At 62.3% G+C, this 15,917-nt stretch carries 11 protein-coding genes; 7 read left to right on the top strand and 4 right to left on the bottom strand.

Annotated features, from left to right (window positions below; translation table 11 throughout):
• Positions 1 to 17 precede the first annotated feature (17 nt).
• Positions 18 to 1,073, bottom strand: a complete 1,056-nt coding sequence (locus ASD00_RS15195; RefSeq protein WP_057207394.1) for a maleylacetate reductase — start codon at positions 1,071 to 1,073, stop codon at positions 18 to 20.
• A 156-nt stretch (positions 1,074 to 1,229) separates the two neighbouring features.
• On the opposite strand from ASD00_RS15195, the gene ASD00_RS15190 reads away from it, so the two are divergent.
• Positions 1,230 to 2,180 carry a LysR family transcriptional regulator gene (locus ASD00_RS15190; RefSeq protein ID WP_057207393.1) on the top strand — a complete coding sequence of 317 codons (951 nt, stop codon included), beginning with the start codon at positions 1,230 to 1,232 and terminating at the stop codon, positions 2,178 to 2,180.
• A gap of 197 nt (positions 2,181 to 2,377) precedes the next feature.
• Here the strand turns inward: ASD00_RS15190 and ASD00_RS15185 are convergent, their stop codons facing one another.
• Positions 2,378 to 2,683, bottom strand: coding sequence for a hypothetical protein (locus ASD00_RS15185; protein WP_025428240.1), 306 nt, complete (start codon positions 2,681 to 2,683; stop codon positions 2,378 to 2,380).
• Between the two features lie 435 nt (positions 2,684 to 3,118).
• Positions 3,119 to 5,680: an FAD-dependent oxidoreductase gene (locus tag ASD00_RS15180; RefSeq protein WP_057207392.1), complete on the bottom strand. Its 2,562-nt coding sequence runs from the start codon at positions 5,678 to 5,680 to the stop codon at positions 3,119 to 3,121.
• A 564-nt stretch (positions 5,681 to 6,244) separates the two neighbouring features.
• Between ASD00_RS15180 and ASD00_RS15175 the strand changes: the two genes are divergently transcribed.
• The 5 genes from ASD00_RS15175 to ASD00_RS15155 all read left to right on the top strand — a co-directional run bounded on the left by ASD00_RS15175 (position 6,245) and on the right by ASD00_RS15155 (position 12,228).
• Positions 6,245 to 7,231 (top strand): ABC transporter permease, encoded by a 987-nt coding sequence (locus tag ASD00_RS15175; RefSeq protein ID WP_025428242.1) that lies wholly within the window; start codon positions 6,245 to 6,247, stop codon positions 7,229 to 7,231.
• A 78-nt stretch (positions 7,232 to 7,309) separates the two neighbouring features.
• Complete coding sequence (locus ASD00_RS15170; protein ID WP_057207391.1) at positions 7,310 to 8,311, top strand: substrate-binding domain-containing protein; 1,002 nt, start codon at positions 7,310 to 7,312, stop codon at positions 8,309 to 8,311.
• Between the two features lie 196 nt (positions 8,312 to 8,507).
• The gene (locus ASD00_RS15165) at positions 8,508 to 10,094 is read left to right on the top strand and encodes a sugar ABC transporter ATP-binding protein (RefSeq protein ID WP_082523574.1); all 1,587 of its coding nucleotides are present in this window, start codon (positions 8,508 to 8,510) and stop codon (positions 10,092 to 10,094) included.
• Positions 10,091 to 11,125, top strand: coding sequence for an ABC transporter permease (locus ASD00_RS15160; RefSeq protein ID WP_057207390.1), 1,035 nt, complete (start codon positions 10,091 to 10,093; stop codon positions 11,123 to 11,125). Before ASD00_RS15165 ends, ASD00_RS15160 begins: the two co-directional genes overlap by 4 nt.
• A 74-nt stretch (positions 11,126 to 11,199) precedes the next feature.
• On the top strand, positions 11,200 to 12,228 hold the full coding sequence (locus ASD00_RS15155; RefSeq protein WP_082523573.1) for a sugar kinase: 1,029 nt from the start codon (positions 11,200 to 11,202) through the stop codon (positions 12,226 to 12,228).
• On the opposite strand, the gene ASD00_RS15150 is transcribed toward ASD00_RS15155, so the two are convergent.
• On the bottom strand, positions 12,174 to 13,154 hold the full coding sequence (locus ASD00_RS15150; RefSeq protein WP_244445454.1) for a sugar-binding transcriptional regulator: 981 nt from the start codon (positions 13,152 to 13,154) through the stop codon (positions 12,174 to 12,176). The genes ASD00_RS15155 and ASD00_RS15150 overlap by 55 nt on opposite strands.
• A gap of 467 nt (positions 13,155 to 13,621) precedes the next feature.
• Here ASD00_RS15150 and ASD00_RS15140 point away from each other — a divergent pair, with 467 nt between their 5' ends.
• Positions 13,622 to 15,670, top strand: coding sequence for a bifunctional aldolase/short-chain dehydrogenase (locus ASD00_RS15140; RefSeq protein ID WP_057207388.1), 2,049 nt, complete (start codon positions 13,622 to 13,624; stop codon positions 15,668 to 15,670).
• The last annotated feature ends 247 nt before the right edge of the window (positions 15,671 to 15,917 follow it).

Raw genomic sequence — 15,917 nt, 5'->3', positions numbered from 1 at the left:
TGTCTCGGCGCGCGCGTTCAGGGCGCGTCGCCCCGCCATGCCGCGGCGAGCAGCGCGTGAATATCGGCCCGTGTCACTTCCCGCGGGTTCCAATAGGGGTTCGCTGTGGCGATCTCCGCGGCGCGGCCGATATCTTCCTCCCGAAAACCGATCTCCCTGAGGGCTGTCGGGGCGCCGATCTTGACCGCAAAACCGTGTATTGCCGCACCGGGGGACGTTTCCCCGAAAATCGCGCTCAGCGGCAGAAGTTCGTCGGCAGCGGCGGCCGCGTTGTAGGCGATTGCGTGGGGCAGAACGATCGCATGGGTCTCCGCATGCGGCAGATCGAAGGACCCCCCTAACACATGGCAGAGCTTGTGATGCAACGACATGCCGACTGTGCCAAGAACAGTGCCGCAAAGCCAGGCGCCGTAGAGTGCATCGCTTCTGGCCGACAGATCCCGCGGCGCCATAGCGATGCGCGGTAGGGCCTCAGCGAGGGCTCTCAGGCCTTCCGTCGCCATCAGCGAGGAAATCGGGTTACGATCGCGAGCGTAGAGTGCCTCGGCGGCGTGGGCCATGGCGTTTAGGCCGCTGGTCATCGTCATTGGGACCGGCAGGCTGAGCGTGAGTTCCGGATCATAGATCACCAGTTCCGGCAGAATCGACGCTGCACGTACCGTCTCCTTGCGCCCCGCCTGAGTCTGCCCAAGGATGGGTGTGACCTCCGAGCCGGCATAGGTTGTGGGTATGACGATCTGAGGCGTGTCGAGGCGATAGGCGATCGCTTTGCCGAGCCCGGTAGTCGAGCCGCCGCCGAAAGCGACGGTGCAGTCGGCGTCGTTGTCGCGCATGGCCTTGAGCGCCAGTTCGGTGATCTCGACCGGCGTGTGCATAGTCGCCTGCGTGAACAATCCGGCGGCGCGATCCGCCAAAAGGCTGACGATGGCACCGGCATCGTTGGCTTGCTGCGGTGTGGAGAGCACGAGGGCACGCTTGCAGCCCAAAGCTTCAACAGCTTCTGCCACCCCCGCCCGGGCGCCGGTGCCGAACCTAATTCTTGCCGGGGACCCCTGATAGTCGAATTCCCTCATCGGTTCCTCCCTGAACGGGGCCGCGAAATCGCTTGCGGCTCCATCTCGAGGAAAACAGTAGCGACGGACGAAGGTGAATTCGAATAATGATATCTCCAGATAACATACCATTATGTTATGTTGTAAGCGGAACACGGAACTTGGGAGAATCTCCTCTTGCAGATTGATCCGCGCCATCTGCTACAGCTCTGGGCGATCGTCGATGCCGGCGGCATGTCCGAGGCGGCGGAAATGCTGGGAATGACGCAGCCCGGCTTGTCACGCACGGTCGCCTTTCTGGAAAAGCGGCTGGGTGAGCCGTTGTTTCTGCGCAACCGCCGCCCGATGGAGCCCACTCCCATGTGTCGGGATCTTGTCGATCTCGGTGCAGCGGTACGGCGCGCAACGGCGCGAGCGAGCGACGTGGCCCAGTCATTCAGGCGTGGCGAGCGCGGCGATATCAGGATCGGCGGCACGCCGTTTTTCATGGACGCGCTGGTCTCGGCGATGGTCGGCCAATTCCAGCGGACAAGGCCGAACGTTAGAATCGAGCAGGTCTATGGTTACACGACGAGCCTTGCCGAAAAGATCAGAGCTGGGCAGCTGGACCTCGCGATCTGTCCGGTCGAGGTCTTCGATGCAGATAGCGATCTGACCTTCGACCCGATCCTGACAGGCCGCAATGTGGTTGCCTGTCGCTCGGGACATCCGCTTCTTGCATCGGACAGGCTCCTGCCTGCCGACCTGCTGCGGTATCCCTGGATCGAGCCACCTGCCGGAAGTCCGCTGAGCGCCGATCTCAGAACCGCGCTAGTCAATCTGGGCGCCGAGCATGTGCGCATCAATTTCTCCGGCGCCTCGCTCGCCGGCATTCTCGCCCATCTCGCCCATTCTGACAGCCTCGCAGTGCTGCCCTTCGGCGTGGTCTTCGCCCGGCGGGAAACCGACAACATCACCGCGTTACCCATCCTGCCGAGCGGTGTGCCGCGCGCGCTTGGCTTCGTGCAATCAAAACTGATGCCGCCTGGGCCAGCAGCGCTGCAACTCAAGATGCACGTGCTCTCGGCATTTGCCGGGCTGAAGCCGGAGATGGAGGCCTATGCGCAACGGTGCGGCGTTTCTGGCTAGGATAGCCACTGGTTCCGGCGGTCTAATGCTACGACAGACATTCGTAACAGACGGGCCAAGGGGCAGTGGTTCAATTCTACCCAAGGCGACCTTTACGTCGGATTGAGATTAGGCGTTCCACAGGCTGCAAGCACACGTCTCAAAAGTCCTTTTGACCCCGTCGTGTACGAGGAAGCGCAACATGGCGGCGCGAGTTCTTAAATCCCTGACCCGTCGAGCTCTCGCTCGTCTTCGCCTTCCCAGGGTGAGGGCATCGAGGTGCGATTGAGATTGGCCGAGGGCATCGGCATCCAGCACTTCAATTCGGGCTCGGCGTATTCGATGATGCGGCCGGGCGAGGAATCAGAGGCGCGCCAGCCTTCTGCACCGAACTGATCGCCATTCGACCAATACGCGAGGTCAACTTCTGCCGCCCCCTGTTCGGACGGGCGGATCGTAACGAGGATCCGACTGCCGTTTTTCGGCGCGCTTGCCATGTGGCGCCAGGGATCTGGCTCGGCCATCATTTTCCTCCTGTCTTGCTGCAGGTTGCAAGTGTCGCCTCGCCATCGGAAACGGTCAACTCAAACTTTGCACAACCCATCGTCTATCGATTGACTACCCGATCAGGATGGACGCTCCGAATTGATGGCGCCGGCTGGAGGAGTGTCTACGACATTTTGAAGCAGGACGGCTGCACCAAGCATCGTCCAGAACCCGACGATCTCGCCTGCCGATGACGTTGCCGCCGCCCGCACAAAGGCTGATGGCAAAGCGCGCCGGCTCAAAGTTTACCAACGTCATGTCCTTCGCACACTGGCGGCTCCGGTATCCGAACAACAGACAAATTCCAGGGGCGCAGGCGTAATGAACGAACGCCAAAAACGAACGCGCCCGCTTGAATCAAGCAGGCGCGTGACGGGACGTCCACCGCGGGTGGGCCGAGGGGTTGTAAAATCTCAGCTCCGCGGCTTCAGGTTCTCCGGGTCGTAGAGTGGCTTGTAGCCGACGCCGGCGACTTCGACGGGGTAGGTCTCGGCGAAGTATTCGACGTTCAGCTTGCGGCCGACCTGGCAGTGGGACCAAGGCAAATAGGCAAGCGCGATGTTCTTGCCGATCGTCGGGCCGTAGGCGATGGAGGTGGTATAGGAGCGGCGGCCGAGTTCGTCGACCAGCACCGCGCCGGTTTCCGGGTCCATGACCGGCAGGCTGCCGACCGGGTAGCGCTTCACGCCGTTTCTATCGGTATTCTCCGTGAGGATGAGCGTGCAGAGCATGGCCGGCTGGTGCTCACGTGCCTTGTATTCAAGATGTTTCGCCTTGCCGCGGAAGTCCACGTCCTTCACCTTCGGACGAGCCAGATCGGCCTCGATGAGGTTGTACTGTGTGAGAAGATCGGCATTCTGCAGGCGCAGGCTCTTTTCCATACGGCGCGAGTTTGCATAGGTTTCGACGCCGAAGGCCATGACGCCGGTTGAGCGCAGTGCGTCCCAGACGGCGAGGCCGTCCTCATATTTCATGTGCAACTCCCAGCCCTGCTCGCCGACATAGGAGATGCGGAAGGCGGTGACCTTCCTGCCGGCGATTTCGATCGGTTTGATCGCAGCGAAAGCGAAGTTCTCGAGATCGAGGCCGGCCGGATCGGCAACCACCTTCTTCAGCGTTTCGCGGGCGTTGGGCCCCCAGATACCGATGGTAACGAACCTCTCCGAAACGTCGGTGATGGTGACGTTGAGTCCGCGATCTTCGGCGACGCGGCGCATGTACTGAAAGTCGCGTGGGCCGGCATCGGCGCCGTTCACGAGACGGCAGCGGTCGGCCATGCGGAAGACGGTGAAGTCGGCTCGCACCATGCCTTCGTCGTCGAGGAAGTGCGTGTAGATGCCCTTGCCGATATTGCCGTCGCCGCCGATCTTGGCGGCGCAAAGCCACTCCAGCAACTCGACGTGGTCAGGGCCTTCGATGTCAACCATATGAAAGTGCGAGAGGTTGACGATACCGCAATCCTCGCTCATCGCCAGATGTTCGGCGTTGGACACGCGCCAGAAATGGCGGCTGTCCCACTCGTTCTGGCGCACTGGAACGCGGTTGCCGTATTTTGCCAGGAGGTGCTCGTTGGCGGCGTAGCCATGGGCGCGCTCCCAGCCACCGAGTTCCATGAAGTAGCCGCCGAGCTCTTTCTCGCGCTCGTAGAAGGGCGAGCGCTTGACGTTGCGGCCGCTGGCATAGGGCTCGCGCGTGTGCACGGCCGGATAGTAGATCTTCTGCGCCGCCTCGAAGCAGCGGCCCTCGATGAACTTCTCCTCCAGCTGGTGCGGGTAGAAGCGAGAATAGTCGATCGAGGCGTGGTCGATCTCAGTGCGCCCGTCCGTCATCCAGTCGGCGATCAGCTTGCCGTAGCCGGGACCGTCCTTCACCCAGATGGCGACGCAGTACCAGAGGCCGCGCACCTTCTGGCTCTCGCCGCAGGAGGGGCCGCCGGCGGCCGAGACCTGCAGCAGGCCGTTGAAGGAATGGCCTTCATTATAGCCGAGTTCGCCGAGGATCGGCGTCAGTTCCATGGCGCGCTCGAGCGGCTCGATGATCTGCTCCATATCGAGGTCGCGCTGCGAGGGCGACAGGCGTGCCTCGTGCTTTTCGAGAATGTTGCGCGGATGGCAGAGGCGCGGGTTGGTGGTCTCGTAATAGCCCCACTCGATCTGGCCACCTTCGGTGGTCTTCGGATCGCCGGTGTCGCGCATATAGGCGGAGTTGCCCTGGTCGCGCAGGAGCGGGAAGCCGATTTCCTTGCCGGTGCCTTCGAATTCGTTATACGGGCCGAAGAAGGTGAGCGGATGGTCGACCGGCATCACCGGCAGATCCTCGCCGACCATTTCGGCGATCAGGCGGCCCCAGATGCCGGCGCAGACGACGACATGGTCGGCCATGATCGTGCCGCGATGGGTGACGACGCCCTTGATGCGGCCGTTCTCGACGATGAGCGACGTTGCCGGCGTGTTGCCGAAGATCTGGAGCTTTCCGGATCTCTCGGCCGCATCGACCAGTTTGCCAGCAACTGTCTGCGAGCGCGGGATGACGAGGCCGGCATCCGGGTCGAACATGCCGCCCATGACCTGATCTTCCTCGATCAGCGGGAACATCTTCTTGATTTCCGCGGGCGAAACATAGTGGGCGCGGGTGCCGAAGGCCTTGGCGGAGGAAAGCTTGCGCTTGATCTCTTCCATCCAGACATCGTCGCCGGTACGCGCGACTTCCAGGCCGCCAATGCGGGCGTAGTGACCCATCTTCTCGAAGAAGTCGATCGAATACTGCGTCGTCCAAACCGAAAGATAATCGTGGCTGGTCGTATAGCAGAAGTCGGACGCGTGCGCCGTCGAGCCGATATCGGTCGGGATGCCGGACTTGTCGATGCCGACGATGTCGTCCCAACCGCGCTCGATCAGGTGATGCGCGATCGAGGCACCAACGATGCCACCCAGCCCGATGATTACGACCTTCGCCTTTTGAGGAAACTCTGCCATTGATTGCGACCCTGATTGAAACTGAAGCCGGATTTTAGGATTTGCGGCGCTGCGATTAGAGCCTGTCTACGACATAATTATCGTGCTGCACGACCAGAGCCTGCACACGGCGAACAGGATTTCTCCATCACGACAGAGCCGTCGACAAGGGTGCATCTCCTCGAACTCGGGTTTTTTCTTATCAGCGCGACGACGCAGGGCCGCTAAAGAGCGGATCGCACGTGGCGCTGGTAGCTTCATAAGTCACGAGCCCTTGACGTCGTTAGCTCTCGACGTCGTTCATTTTCTCCTCATGCGCGGAATGCGCGCCGAAAATTGCGGCACGGGGACTGTTCTCTGCTGGGGGAAACGCCAAACTTTTCAGATAAATAAGCCGGCCGTGATAGATTGGTGTTGACAATACACAACAGTCTTTGGCAAATGTCATCGCCGACCTCATCAGGTCGGCCGTCGCGGCATCCGAACTCGAAAGAGGTCCGGGTGCGCGCTCACGGAGCGTGCCTAGGAGCACGCTGGGAGCCGTGATTGCGCTTGCCTGCGAACGACAATGACGGAGGGCGCGCTTTGGAATTTCGGGTTGATCGCCAGTTGGCATTTTTGGCCGTCGTCAACGTTGCTGTGCTGGTAGCGGGCGGCGTGTTGGTCGGTGCCAGTTTCCTCGACATCTACAACCTGCAATCCATGGCGGGCCAAGTCCCCGAGCTCGGGCTTCTCGCGCTCGGCGTGATGCTGGCGATGATCTCGGGCAATGGCGGCATCGATCTGTCGGGCATCGCCCTTGCCAACCTTTCGGGTGTCATCGCTTATCTCGTGCTGCGCGACACGGTTTCGCCCGATGACGCGCCGCTGCTGTTCAGCTGGAGCTTTGCCGGCATAGCACTGCTCGTCGGCCTAGTTGGCGGAATGCTGAATGGGTTTCTGATTTCGAGCGCCGGCTTGACGCCGATCATCGCCACGCTTGGCACGCAGCTGTTCTTTACCGGCCTTGCGATCGCTTTCACCAACGGTTCGGCGCTGGGCCTCGGCTTCATCGAGCCGCTCGACGCCTTCGGTAACACACCGGTTCTCGGCGTGCCGCTGTGCTTTGCGCTCTTCTTACTGATTGCTCTCATCCTCGGCGGCGTGCTGCGCTACAGCCCGTTCGGCCTCAGGCTCCTGCTGCTCGGCAACAATGCCAAGGCCGCGCGCTATGCCGGCATTGCGGAAAAGCGCATCCTGTTTTTGACCTATACCGCCTGCGGCGTGCTTGCGTCGGTCGCCGGCATCGTGATCGCCGCGCGCACCTCGAGCGTGAAGTGGGACTACGGCAATTCCTACGTGCTGATCGCCATTCTCATCGCCGTCATGGCGGGCGTTCGCCCTGAGGGCGGCTATGGCCGGGTGATCTGTGTCGTCCTGTCGGCGACGTCGCTGCAGATCCTGTCGAGCCTGTTCAACTTCATGGACATTTCCAACTTCTTCCGCGACCTCGCCTGGGGCGTGCTTCTGCTCGTCTTTCTCGCGACATCCGGCTTCGACGCCAAGGCCTGGTTCAAGGCATTGCGCGGCTGATCCAAGTTCCAGGGCCGGCGAGATGCCTTCGCACGCCGGTCGATCTGTCAAAATTCGAAGGTTCTTTGGGAGGAATGCATGCTTGCCATTCGTAAATTCGCTGCCTGCGCCGTCGCGCTTGGAGCACTGACTGCAACCACGGCTGCCATTGCCGAGGAAACCCCCAGCATCGTCACGGTGGTGAAAGTCACGGGCGAAAACTGGTTTACTCGCATGAACGAAGGCGTCGATGCCTATGGCAAGGAAAACCCCGGTGTAGCCACCAGCCAGGTCGGCCCGGGCAAGGCCGACGCAGCCCAGCAGGGCCGTCTGATCGAAGATCTGGTTGCCAAGAAGGTTGCCGCGATCGCCGTCGTGCCGATGGATGCTTCCGCCCTCGAAGGCGTGTTGAAGCGCGCCGCCCAGCGCGGCATCAAGGTCATCACCCATGAAGCCGATAATATGAAGAACACGCTCGTCGACATCGAAGCCTTCGACAACAAGGTCTTTGGCGCGCGCTTCAACGACAAGATCGCCGAATGCATGGGCAAGTCCGGCAAGTGGACCTCCTTCGTCGGCTCGCTCGGCAGCCTGACCCATGTGCAGTGGGCCGATGGCGGTTCGGAAAACGCCCAGAAATACCCCGAGATGGAACTGGTCTCCGAGAAGAATGAATCCTTCAACGATGCTAACCGCGCCTATGAAAAGGCGCGCGAGATCCTGCGCAAGTACCCCGACATCAAGGGCTTCCAGGGCGGTTCGGCCATCGACGTCATCGGCATCGGCCGTGCCGTCGAGGAAGCCGGCCTGCAGGACAAGACCTGCGTATTCGGCATCGGCCTGCCCAAGGACACCGGCTCCTACCTCGAATCGGGCGCTGTCGACGGCATCAGCTTCTGGGATCCGAAGGATGCCGGCTACGTCATGAACAAGGTCGCCGACATGGTGCTGAAGGACGAGGAACTGAAGGACGGCATGGACCTCGGCGTTGCCGGCTACGAAAAGGTCACCGTCAAGAAGGGTGCCGGCGACGGCGTGATCGTGGTCGGCCAGGCATGGGTCGACGTCGACAAGTCGAACTACGCCAAGTACCCGTTCTGATTGGGTCGAGATGATGGCGATGCCGGGCCTGACAATGGGCCCGGCGTTGCGCGTCGAGTGCCGCTACAGCGTCGCGCGTCGAATGTGATGCGCCAGAAACACTGTAACGCTTTAGACCTGCTGCAATCGTCTCCTGGATCTATGGCGATCCAAGGAAACGTGCAGCAGGCCCGTTCTTTTTGGTCAGGACAGTGCCATGCAGCTCAAGCACGAAGCCGGCGCGCCGCATCCCGGCGGCGAAACCTCGAAAGCCGCAATTCCCTATCTGGAAATTCGCGATGTCCAGAAACGCTTTGGCGGCGTTCGCGCGCTGAAAGGGGTCAGCTTTTCGATCGAGCCCGGACAGATCTACCATCTCATGGGCGAGAATGGCTGCGGCAAGAGCACGCTCATCAAGATCATTTCCGGCGCGCAGCCGGCCGATGCCGGCGAACTGCTGATCGATGGCAAGCCCGTGGGCCATCTCACACCGGTTGCCGCGCTCGCGGCCGGGATCGAGACCGTCTATCAGGACTTTTCTCTGCTGCCCAACCTGTCCGTCGCCGAAAATGTCGGCCTGACGCAGCAACTGGTCGCAGCCTCCGGCAAGCTTGCCCGGCGGCTTGATCTCGGACGAATGCGCCAGACGGCGGAACGGGCGCTCGCGGCCGTGAACCTGCCGACGACCCGCGCCTTTCTTTCGACCCGCACGGACGAGCTGCCGATGGCCACGCGTCAGCTCATTGCCATTGCGCGCGCCATTGCTTCCGATGCGCGCCTCGTCATCCTGGACGAGCCGACGACGGCACTGACGAAGCACGAAGTCGATAATCTCATCGGCATCGTCAACCGACTGCGCGCCAAGGGCGTCGCGGTGCTGTTCGTCACCCACAAGCTCGACGAGTGCAAGTCGATCGGCGGGCGCGCCGTCATCATGCGCGACGGCCAGAAGGTCGCCGAATGCGACATCGCCGATCACACCAAGGCCGAACTCGGCTTCTGGATGACGGGCAAGGTGCTGGACGAGGCGCGCTATCGTTCGGCGCCGAAGTTCGGCGAGGATCTGCTTGTCGTCGACGCGCTGTCGCTGAAGGATGCCTTCGCCAATGTTTCCTTCTCCATGCGCCGCGGCGAGATCGTCGGTATCACCGGGCTTCTGGATTCCGGCCGCAACGAGCTGGCCCGGGCGATTGCCGGCGTCGCTCCAGCCGATACCGGACGCATCCGCCTCAATGGAAAGGATGTGACGCCCCGCAAGCCCGCCGACGCCATTGATGCCGGCATCGGCTACGTCCCCGAGGATCGCCTTTCGGAAGGTCTCTTTCTCGAGAAGCCGATCGAAGAGAACATTGTCGTGCCGGTGCTCGATCGCCTGCGCGGCGCCTTCGGCATCCTGGACGGCCGCCGCAGCCGCGCGCTGGCGAAGCGCTCGGTCGAAGACCTGCAGGTGGTCACGCCGGATGTCGCCAACCCGGTGCAGTCGCTGTCGGGCGGCAACCAGCAGCGCGTGCTTATCGGCCGCTGGCTGACCATCAATCCGAAGCTTCTGGTCCTGCACGGGCCGACCGTCGGCGTCGATGTCGGATCCAAGGACACGATCTACCGGATCATCCAGCGTCTCGCGGACGAAGGCATGGGCGTCATCATCATCAGCGACGACCTGCTCGAACTTCTGCAGAACTGCGACCGGATCATGGTGATGCGCAAAGGCGAAGTGGTGGAAACCTTCCAGGCCGAGGCGCTGGAGGAAGAGGCGCTTTACCGCGCCCTTGTAGAAGAGACGACCGTGAGGACCCCGCAATGACCGATACGACATTCAATGGGGCCACCCCAGCTGGCAACGACAAGGTTTCGCTTGGCTCCGCCTGGCGCTGGCTGCTGCGTCATCCGCCGGTCGTGACCTTTGCGCTGATCGTGCTCGTCTGCCTGGTGGTCGGCTCGATCAATACGGACTTCTGGCAGATGTCGAACCTGTTCGACATCCTGCGCGCTTCCGTCGTGCGCGGGCTGTTCGCGCTCGGGGTCCTGGTGGTGCTGGCGTCCGGCGGCATCGACGTTTCCTTCACCGCCATTGCCGCCTTCGTCATGTATACGGTGACGATGCTGGTCACGAACCTGCTGCCGGGGTTGCCGATGCCGGTGATTTTGCTGGTCGCTGCCGCCGGCGGCGCCTGCTTCGGAGCGCTCAACGGCGTGCTCGTCCACGCGCTGCGCGCGCCGTCGCTGATTGTGACGATCGGAACGCAATACGTCATTCGCAGCTTCCTGCTGACCTTTGTCGGCACTGCCCTGTTCATGAACATTCCGGGCTCGATGGAGGCGTTCGGCAAACTCGCGCTTTTCACCCATCAAAGCGCCAACGGCTCCATCTCGGTGCTGCCGGCCTTCGTGCTTGTGCTCGCTGTTGCGGCCGCGGTGACCTGGTGGATCCTAGAGCGTACTTTGATGGGCCGGGCGGTTTATGCGGTCGGCGGCAATCCCGGCATCGCCGAACGCCTCGGCTTCAATCTGCGCACCGTGCATATCTTCGTCTTTGCCTATGCGGGCCTGCTGGCCGGTATTGCCGGGATCATGCATGTGGCGAGCAACCGGCTTGCCAATCCGTTCGACCTTGCCGGAACCGAGCTTGAGATCATCGCCGCGGTCGTTCTCGGCGGTGCGCGCATCACCGGCGGTTCGGGTAGCGTGATCGGCACGTTGCTCGGCGTGGTGCTGATCACGCTTGTCAGCAACGTCCTCATTCTCGTCGGCATTCCGAGCACGTGGCAGCTCGCCATTATCGGCGTCTTCATCGTTCTTGCCGGCACCGTCTTCTCGCTTCGTGCAAAAGACTAACGGGCTTCGGCCGTCGTCCAGCGGGTCAAGGACTGCTATCCGCGGTCACCAATTCAGTAGGGAAGGTTGAGTGCATGGCGCACGACGTATCTGTAATCGGACTTTACATTCTAGATATTCTCGGCCGACCGGTGGACCGGATCCCGTCCGGCGGCAACGTCGAATTCATCGACGAGATCCGCTTGACCGTTGCGGGCACTGCCGGCGGTACGGTCGTCGACCTTGCCAAACTCGGGCTGAACTGCCTCGCGGTCGGTGCGGTCGGTGACGATGAGAAGGCGGACTTCGTGCTCGCCACGCTCGACCGCTTCGGTGTCGACCGGTCGGAGATGCAGCGCATTGCCGGCGTGCCGACATCCGCGAGCATTCTCAACATCCGCCGCAATGGCGAACGGCCGGCTTTGCACGTACGCGGCGCCTCCGGACATTTCGAGATTCCCGCGGATGCGCGCGAGCGGGTGCTGGCGCCGCCGATCGTCCATCTCGGCGGCACTGGGCTGCTCGATCGCCTCGACGGCGAACCCAGCCGCGTTTTGCTCGAGGAAGCCAAGCGCTTCGGCAGAACCACGACCTTCGACCTCCTGGGCGCGAACGACAACACGCTGTCGCTGATCCGGCCGCTTTTCCCCTTTATCGACTATTTCATGCCTTCAGTGGAGGAGGCGATGCTGATTTCCGGCCAGAAGACCGCCGAGGATGCCGGCCGTTTCTTTGCCGATCTCGGCGTCAAGCACTGCATCTTTACGCTCGGCGGCGACGGCGTCTGCTTCCTCGATGCCGACGGTAAGAGCCTGCACCTCCCGGCATTCGAGATCGACGTGGTTGACACCACCGGCTGCGGCGACGCCTTCAATGCCGGCTTCATTGCCGGGCTTCATCATCGCATGGAGACGGAAACCGCCTTGAAGTTCGCCCAGGCATCCGCCGCGCTCGTGGCGACGGGTCTCGGCTCTGACGCCGGGATCACCTCTTTCGAGGCGACCTGGGACTTCATGAACAATGCCCGCGTGTGGCTGCTGCCCGATCCTGTATCGGGCAGCAGCCACGACTATTGCAGCAGCATCTCTGCCGTCGCGATGTCAGTGACCAGATGGGTTGCGTAGCCGCCCTTCAACGTCGCCCTGATGGCCGTCAGCTTGCTGGCGCCACCCGCGACGCACAGGCGCCGCGGCACCTGGCTTAACTCGTTGAGTTCGATGCCGACCATGCGGTTGTCGAGATCACCGCGCACCGGCCGGCCTTCCGCGTCGATGAAGCGGCAGATCAGCACCCCGACCGCTCCTCCGGCCTGGTAGGCGTCGATGTCTTCCTGCCCGGTGATATTGGCCGAGCGGATCAGCGTCTCGGGGCCGATGTCGCCGACACCGAAGAGGATGATGTTGGAGGAATGAATGAGCTCGAACTGCTTGACCAGCACCTGTTCGGCCAGAAGCGCCTGCTTCAAGGCGGGTGTCGACAGCAGGGCCGGCGCAAGCAGGTTGATGCAGCGGGCGTGGATGCGGCGCGACATCAAGGATGTGCAGAATTCAGGCGCGAAATCCGGATTGGCGATCGAGCTTCCGGAGACCTGCACCACCGTCAATCCCTCTACCGGCTCGGGAAGCGAGATGCTGTCGGCCACGGCCAGCACGGTCCGGCCCCAGGCGACGCCGATCGTGTCGCCTGGCTGAACCATATCGGCAAGCAGGCGAGCACCGGCCTCGCCAAGCCGTTGCACCAGGTCGCTGTTGTCGAGGGCGGGAATGACCAGCGCACCCTCCAGGCCGAACTTGTCCTTCAGACGCCGTGCGATACCAGTCCGGGAGCCGACTTCCGTGTTCAGGCGAATGTTGACCAGGCCACGCTCGCGCGCTTCCTGCAGGTAGTTGACGATCGTTGCCCTGGATACACCGAGCATCTTGGCAATTTCGCTCTGGGTGAGCTGGTCGACATAATAGAGCCAGGCAGCCCAGACGACGCCGTCGTCGAACTCCGCAGGCAAGACTATGCCTTCGCCGACTGCCCGGTTTCCCCGCGCCGTATCCATCATCGTCTGCTCCCCTGGATTGTCATGGCTTCTCCTGAAGCGGAAAAAGTGTCCGCCGTCAAACAAATTTGCCATGCGTGTTGACACATGACACAGCATGGTGGCAATTGTCTCGACGAAGGTTTTGGGAGACGCCGAGATGGAATGCTCGACTATAGGCGCGTGCCAGTGGGTTGGAAACGAACCAATCGGCAAAGCGCGGCTTGGTGTCTTTCCCGCCCCCACAAACCGGCTGCAGATCGCTCTCGACGTCGACCGCAATCCCAAGGCCATGCAGCCTTGGCGTGATGGCGCAGACGCAGGTTGCCGCCTGCAGCCGACCGACGGATAGCGTCGCCGTTTTGTCCTCACGGCGTGCGGGGAACGGTCGTCCGTTCGGCGCGCAGGCCGAGCAAGGGCTGCTGACGACAGGACTTGATTTTCAAACCCCATGGAAAACGCTGCCAAGTGCGGGAAGACAGGAGCCTTTTATGAAATCCAGATGGTCAGAAACCGAATTCGCCCGTGTCGTCGATAGCTATGTCAACGCCGGCGTCAACCGGGACCTAGCGATCCGCACCTACACGACACGGCTTCTGGGCTCGGATCCCGAACTGGTACTGCATGGCGGCGGCAACACCTCCGTCAAGACCACGTTTACCGAGATGGACGGTTCCGAGATTGCCGTTCTGTGCGTGAAAGGCAGCGGCTGGGACATGGGCACGATCGAACCGGCGGGCCTGCCTGCCGTCAGGCTGGAGCCGCTTCAGGCAATGGTCAAGTTCCCGACACTCAGCGACGACGACATGGTGATGCTGCAGCGCCGGTTGCTGCTTGATCCTGCAGCGCCGAACCCTTCGGTCGAAGCGATCCTGCACGCCAACCTGCCGTTTCGGCATATCGACCACACCCATGCCAATGCGATCGTGTCGCTGACCAATCAGCCGCACGGCGAGGATCTGGTGCGCGAACTGTTCCCCGATTCCATCATCGTTCCCTACGTGATGCCGGGCTTCGATCTCGCCAAGGCCTGCGACGAGGCGTTCCGCGCCAATCCGGGCGCCGACGGCATGATCCTGCTAAAGCATGGCATTTTCACCTGGTCGGAAGATCCGCGTGAATCCTATGAGAAGATGATCGCCGCCATCGACAAGGCCGAGCGCCGCATCGCCCGCGGCAACCCGCGTCCGTTCATGGTCGTCCAGCCGGCGGCCCCGCTTGCCACGGCAGCTCAGATCGCCCCGGTTCTGCGCGGCGCCATCGCGATAGACAGCGGCGTCGAGGGCTGCCCGCGCCGCTTCGTGCTGGAACATCGCTCCGGCCCTGATGTCCTCGATTTCTGCAATGCCGAGAATGTTGCCGATCTGGTTCACCGCGGCAATGCGACCCCTGAGCACGTCATCCACATCAAGCGCTTTGGCGTGGCGCTGCCCGCCCCCGTTGCCGGCGACATGGCCGGCTGGGCCGACAAGGTGCGCGCAGCCGTCGCCACCTACAAGGACGAGTATCGCGCCTATTTCGAGCGCAACAATGCGCGCGTCGGCGGCATCAAGCGCATGCTCGATCCGATGCCGCGTGTCTTCTATGTTGCCGGTGTCGGCCTGTTTACCGCCGGCCCGACAAAGAAGGCCGCCCGTGTCGGCGCCGACGTTGCCGAGGCGACGATTGCCGTGATCCGCAATGCCGAAGGCATCGAGAGCTTCGAGGCATTGTCGGAAGAGGACCTCTTCGACATCGAGTACTGGTCGCTCGAGCAGGTTAAGCTGACGAAGCAGGCGGAGAAGCCGCTGAGCCGGCAGGTCGCGGTGATCACCGGTGGTGCGGGTGGCCTCGGGCTGGCGATTGCCGAGGCTCTGCACGCCGAGGGCGCCGAGATCGCGCTCTTGGACCTTGCCGAGGATACCTTGCAGAAGGAAGCGGCAAGGCTCGGTGGTGTCGGCCTCGTCTGCGATGTGACGAAGCCCGAAGCGGTCGACGCGGCGCTCGCCGATGTGGCCCGGCATTTCGGTGGCATCGATATCGTCATCTCGAACGCCGGTGCGGCCTTCCAGGGCGCCCTGCTCGATGTTTCGGAGGAGGTCTTCCAGAAGGCTTTCGCGCTGAACTTCTGGGGGCACCACTATATTGCCCGTAGCGCGGTCCGGATCATGAAAGCCCAGAGAACTGGCGGTGCACTGGTCTTCAATGTCTCGAAGCAGGCGGTCAATCCCGGCCCCGACTTCGGCCCTTACGGCACGTCGAAGGCGGCGTTGATGGCACTGATGCGTCAATATGCCGTCGAACATGGCGCCGACGGCATCACCTCGAACGCGGTCAACGCCGACCGCATTCGCACCGGCCTGATGACCGATCAGATGATCGAGGAGCGCAGCCAGGCGCGCGGCATTTCGCCGGAAAGCTACATGCGCGGCAACCTGGTTCGACGTGAGGTAACGGCACGGGACGTCGCTGCCGCCTTCGTCCACCTCGCCAAGGCGCGCACCAGCACAGGCGCGGTGCTCACGGTCGACGGCGGCAATGTCGGCGCGATGATGCGCTGAGTTTAAAGCGTCCGTTATTCCGCCAAGTCCGAAGTAGCTCGGCCCCGGTCAGTCCAACTTGACCGGGGTTGGGCATATCCGTCCTTCAGGGCAGTCGCTCCCATTGGCTGTTCCCGCCGATCCATCTGCCGGCCGCCGCAGTTCCGTAGGGCACAACGATCCATGCGCGGCTTGCAGGGGTGGAGTGAAGTCTTAGCGCTGCTATCTGCGGGGGTGATCGACTATATATCCCTCATCGAAGTGAACG

Origin of the sequence: Ensifer sp. Root31 (assembly GCF_001424825.1) — a bacterium.
In the GTDB taxonomy this organism is placed as follows: domain Bacteria; phylum Pseudomonadota; class Alphaproteobacteria; order Rhizobiales; family Rhizobiaceae; genus Ensifer; species Ensifer canadensis.
The sequence above is the reverse complement of the archived record's forward strand: the minus strand, read 5'-3'. Positions and strand labels throughout refer to the sequence as shown.

What these genes read in the sequence shown, in the direction of transcription:
- ASD00_RS15195 (WP_057207394.1), bottom strand. Translation starts at nt 1,073, where the DNA reads ATGAGGGAATTCGACTATCAGGGGTCCCCGGCAAGAATTAGGTTCGGC.
- ASD00_RS15185 (WP_025428240.1), bottom strand. Translation starts at nt 2,683, where the DNA reads ATGGCCGAGCCAGATCCCTGGCGCCACATGGCAAGCGCGCCGAAAAAC.
- ASD00_RS15180 (WP_057207392.1), bottom strand. Translation starts at nt 5,680, where the DNA reads ATGGCAGAGTTTCCTCAAAAGGCGAAGGTCGTAATCATCGGGCTGGGT.
- ASD00_RS15170 (WP_057207391.1), top strand. Translation starts at nt 7,310, where the DNA reads ATGCTTGCCATTCGTAAATTCGCTGCCTGCGCCGTCGCGCTTGGAGCA.
- ASD00_RS15165 (WP_082523574.1), top strand. Translation starts at nt 8,508, where the DNA reads ATGCAGCTCAAGCACGAAGCCGGCGCGCCGCATCCCGGCGGCGAAACC.
- ASD00_RS15160 (WP_057207390.1), top strand. Translation starts at nt 10,091, where the DNA reads ATGACCGATACGACATTCAATGGGGCCACCCCAGCTGGCAACGACAAG.
- ASD00_RS15155 (WP_082523573.1), top strand. Translation starts at nt 11,200, where the DNA reads ATGGCGCACGACGTATCTGTAATCGGACTTTACATTCTAGATATTCTC.
- ASD00_RS15150 (WP_244445454.1), bottom strand. Translation starts at nt 13,154, where the DNA reads ATGATGGATACGGCGCGGGGAAACCGGGCAGTCGGCGAAGGCATAGTC.
- ASD00_RS15140 (WP_057207388.1), top strand. Translation starts at nt 13,622, where the DNA reads ATGAAATCCAGATGGTCAGAAACCGAATTCGCCCGTGTCGTCGATAGC.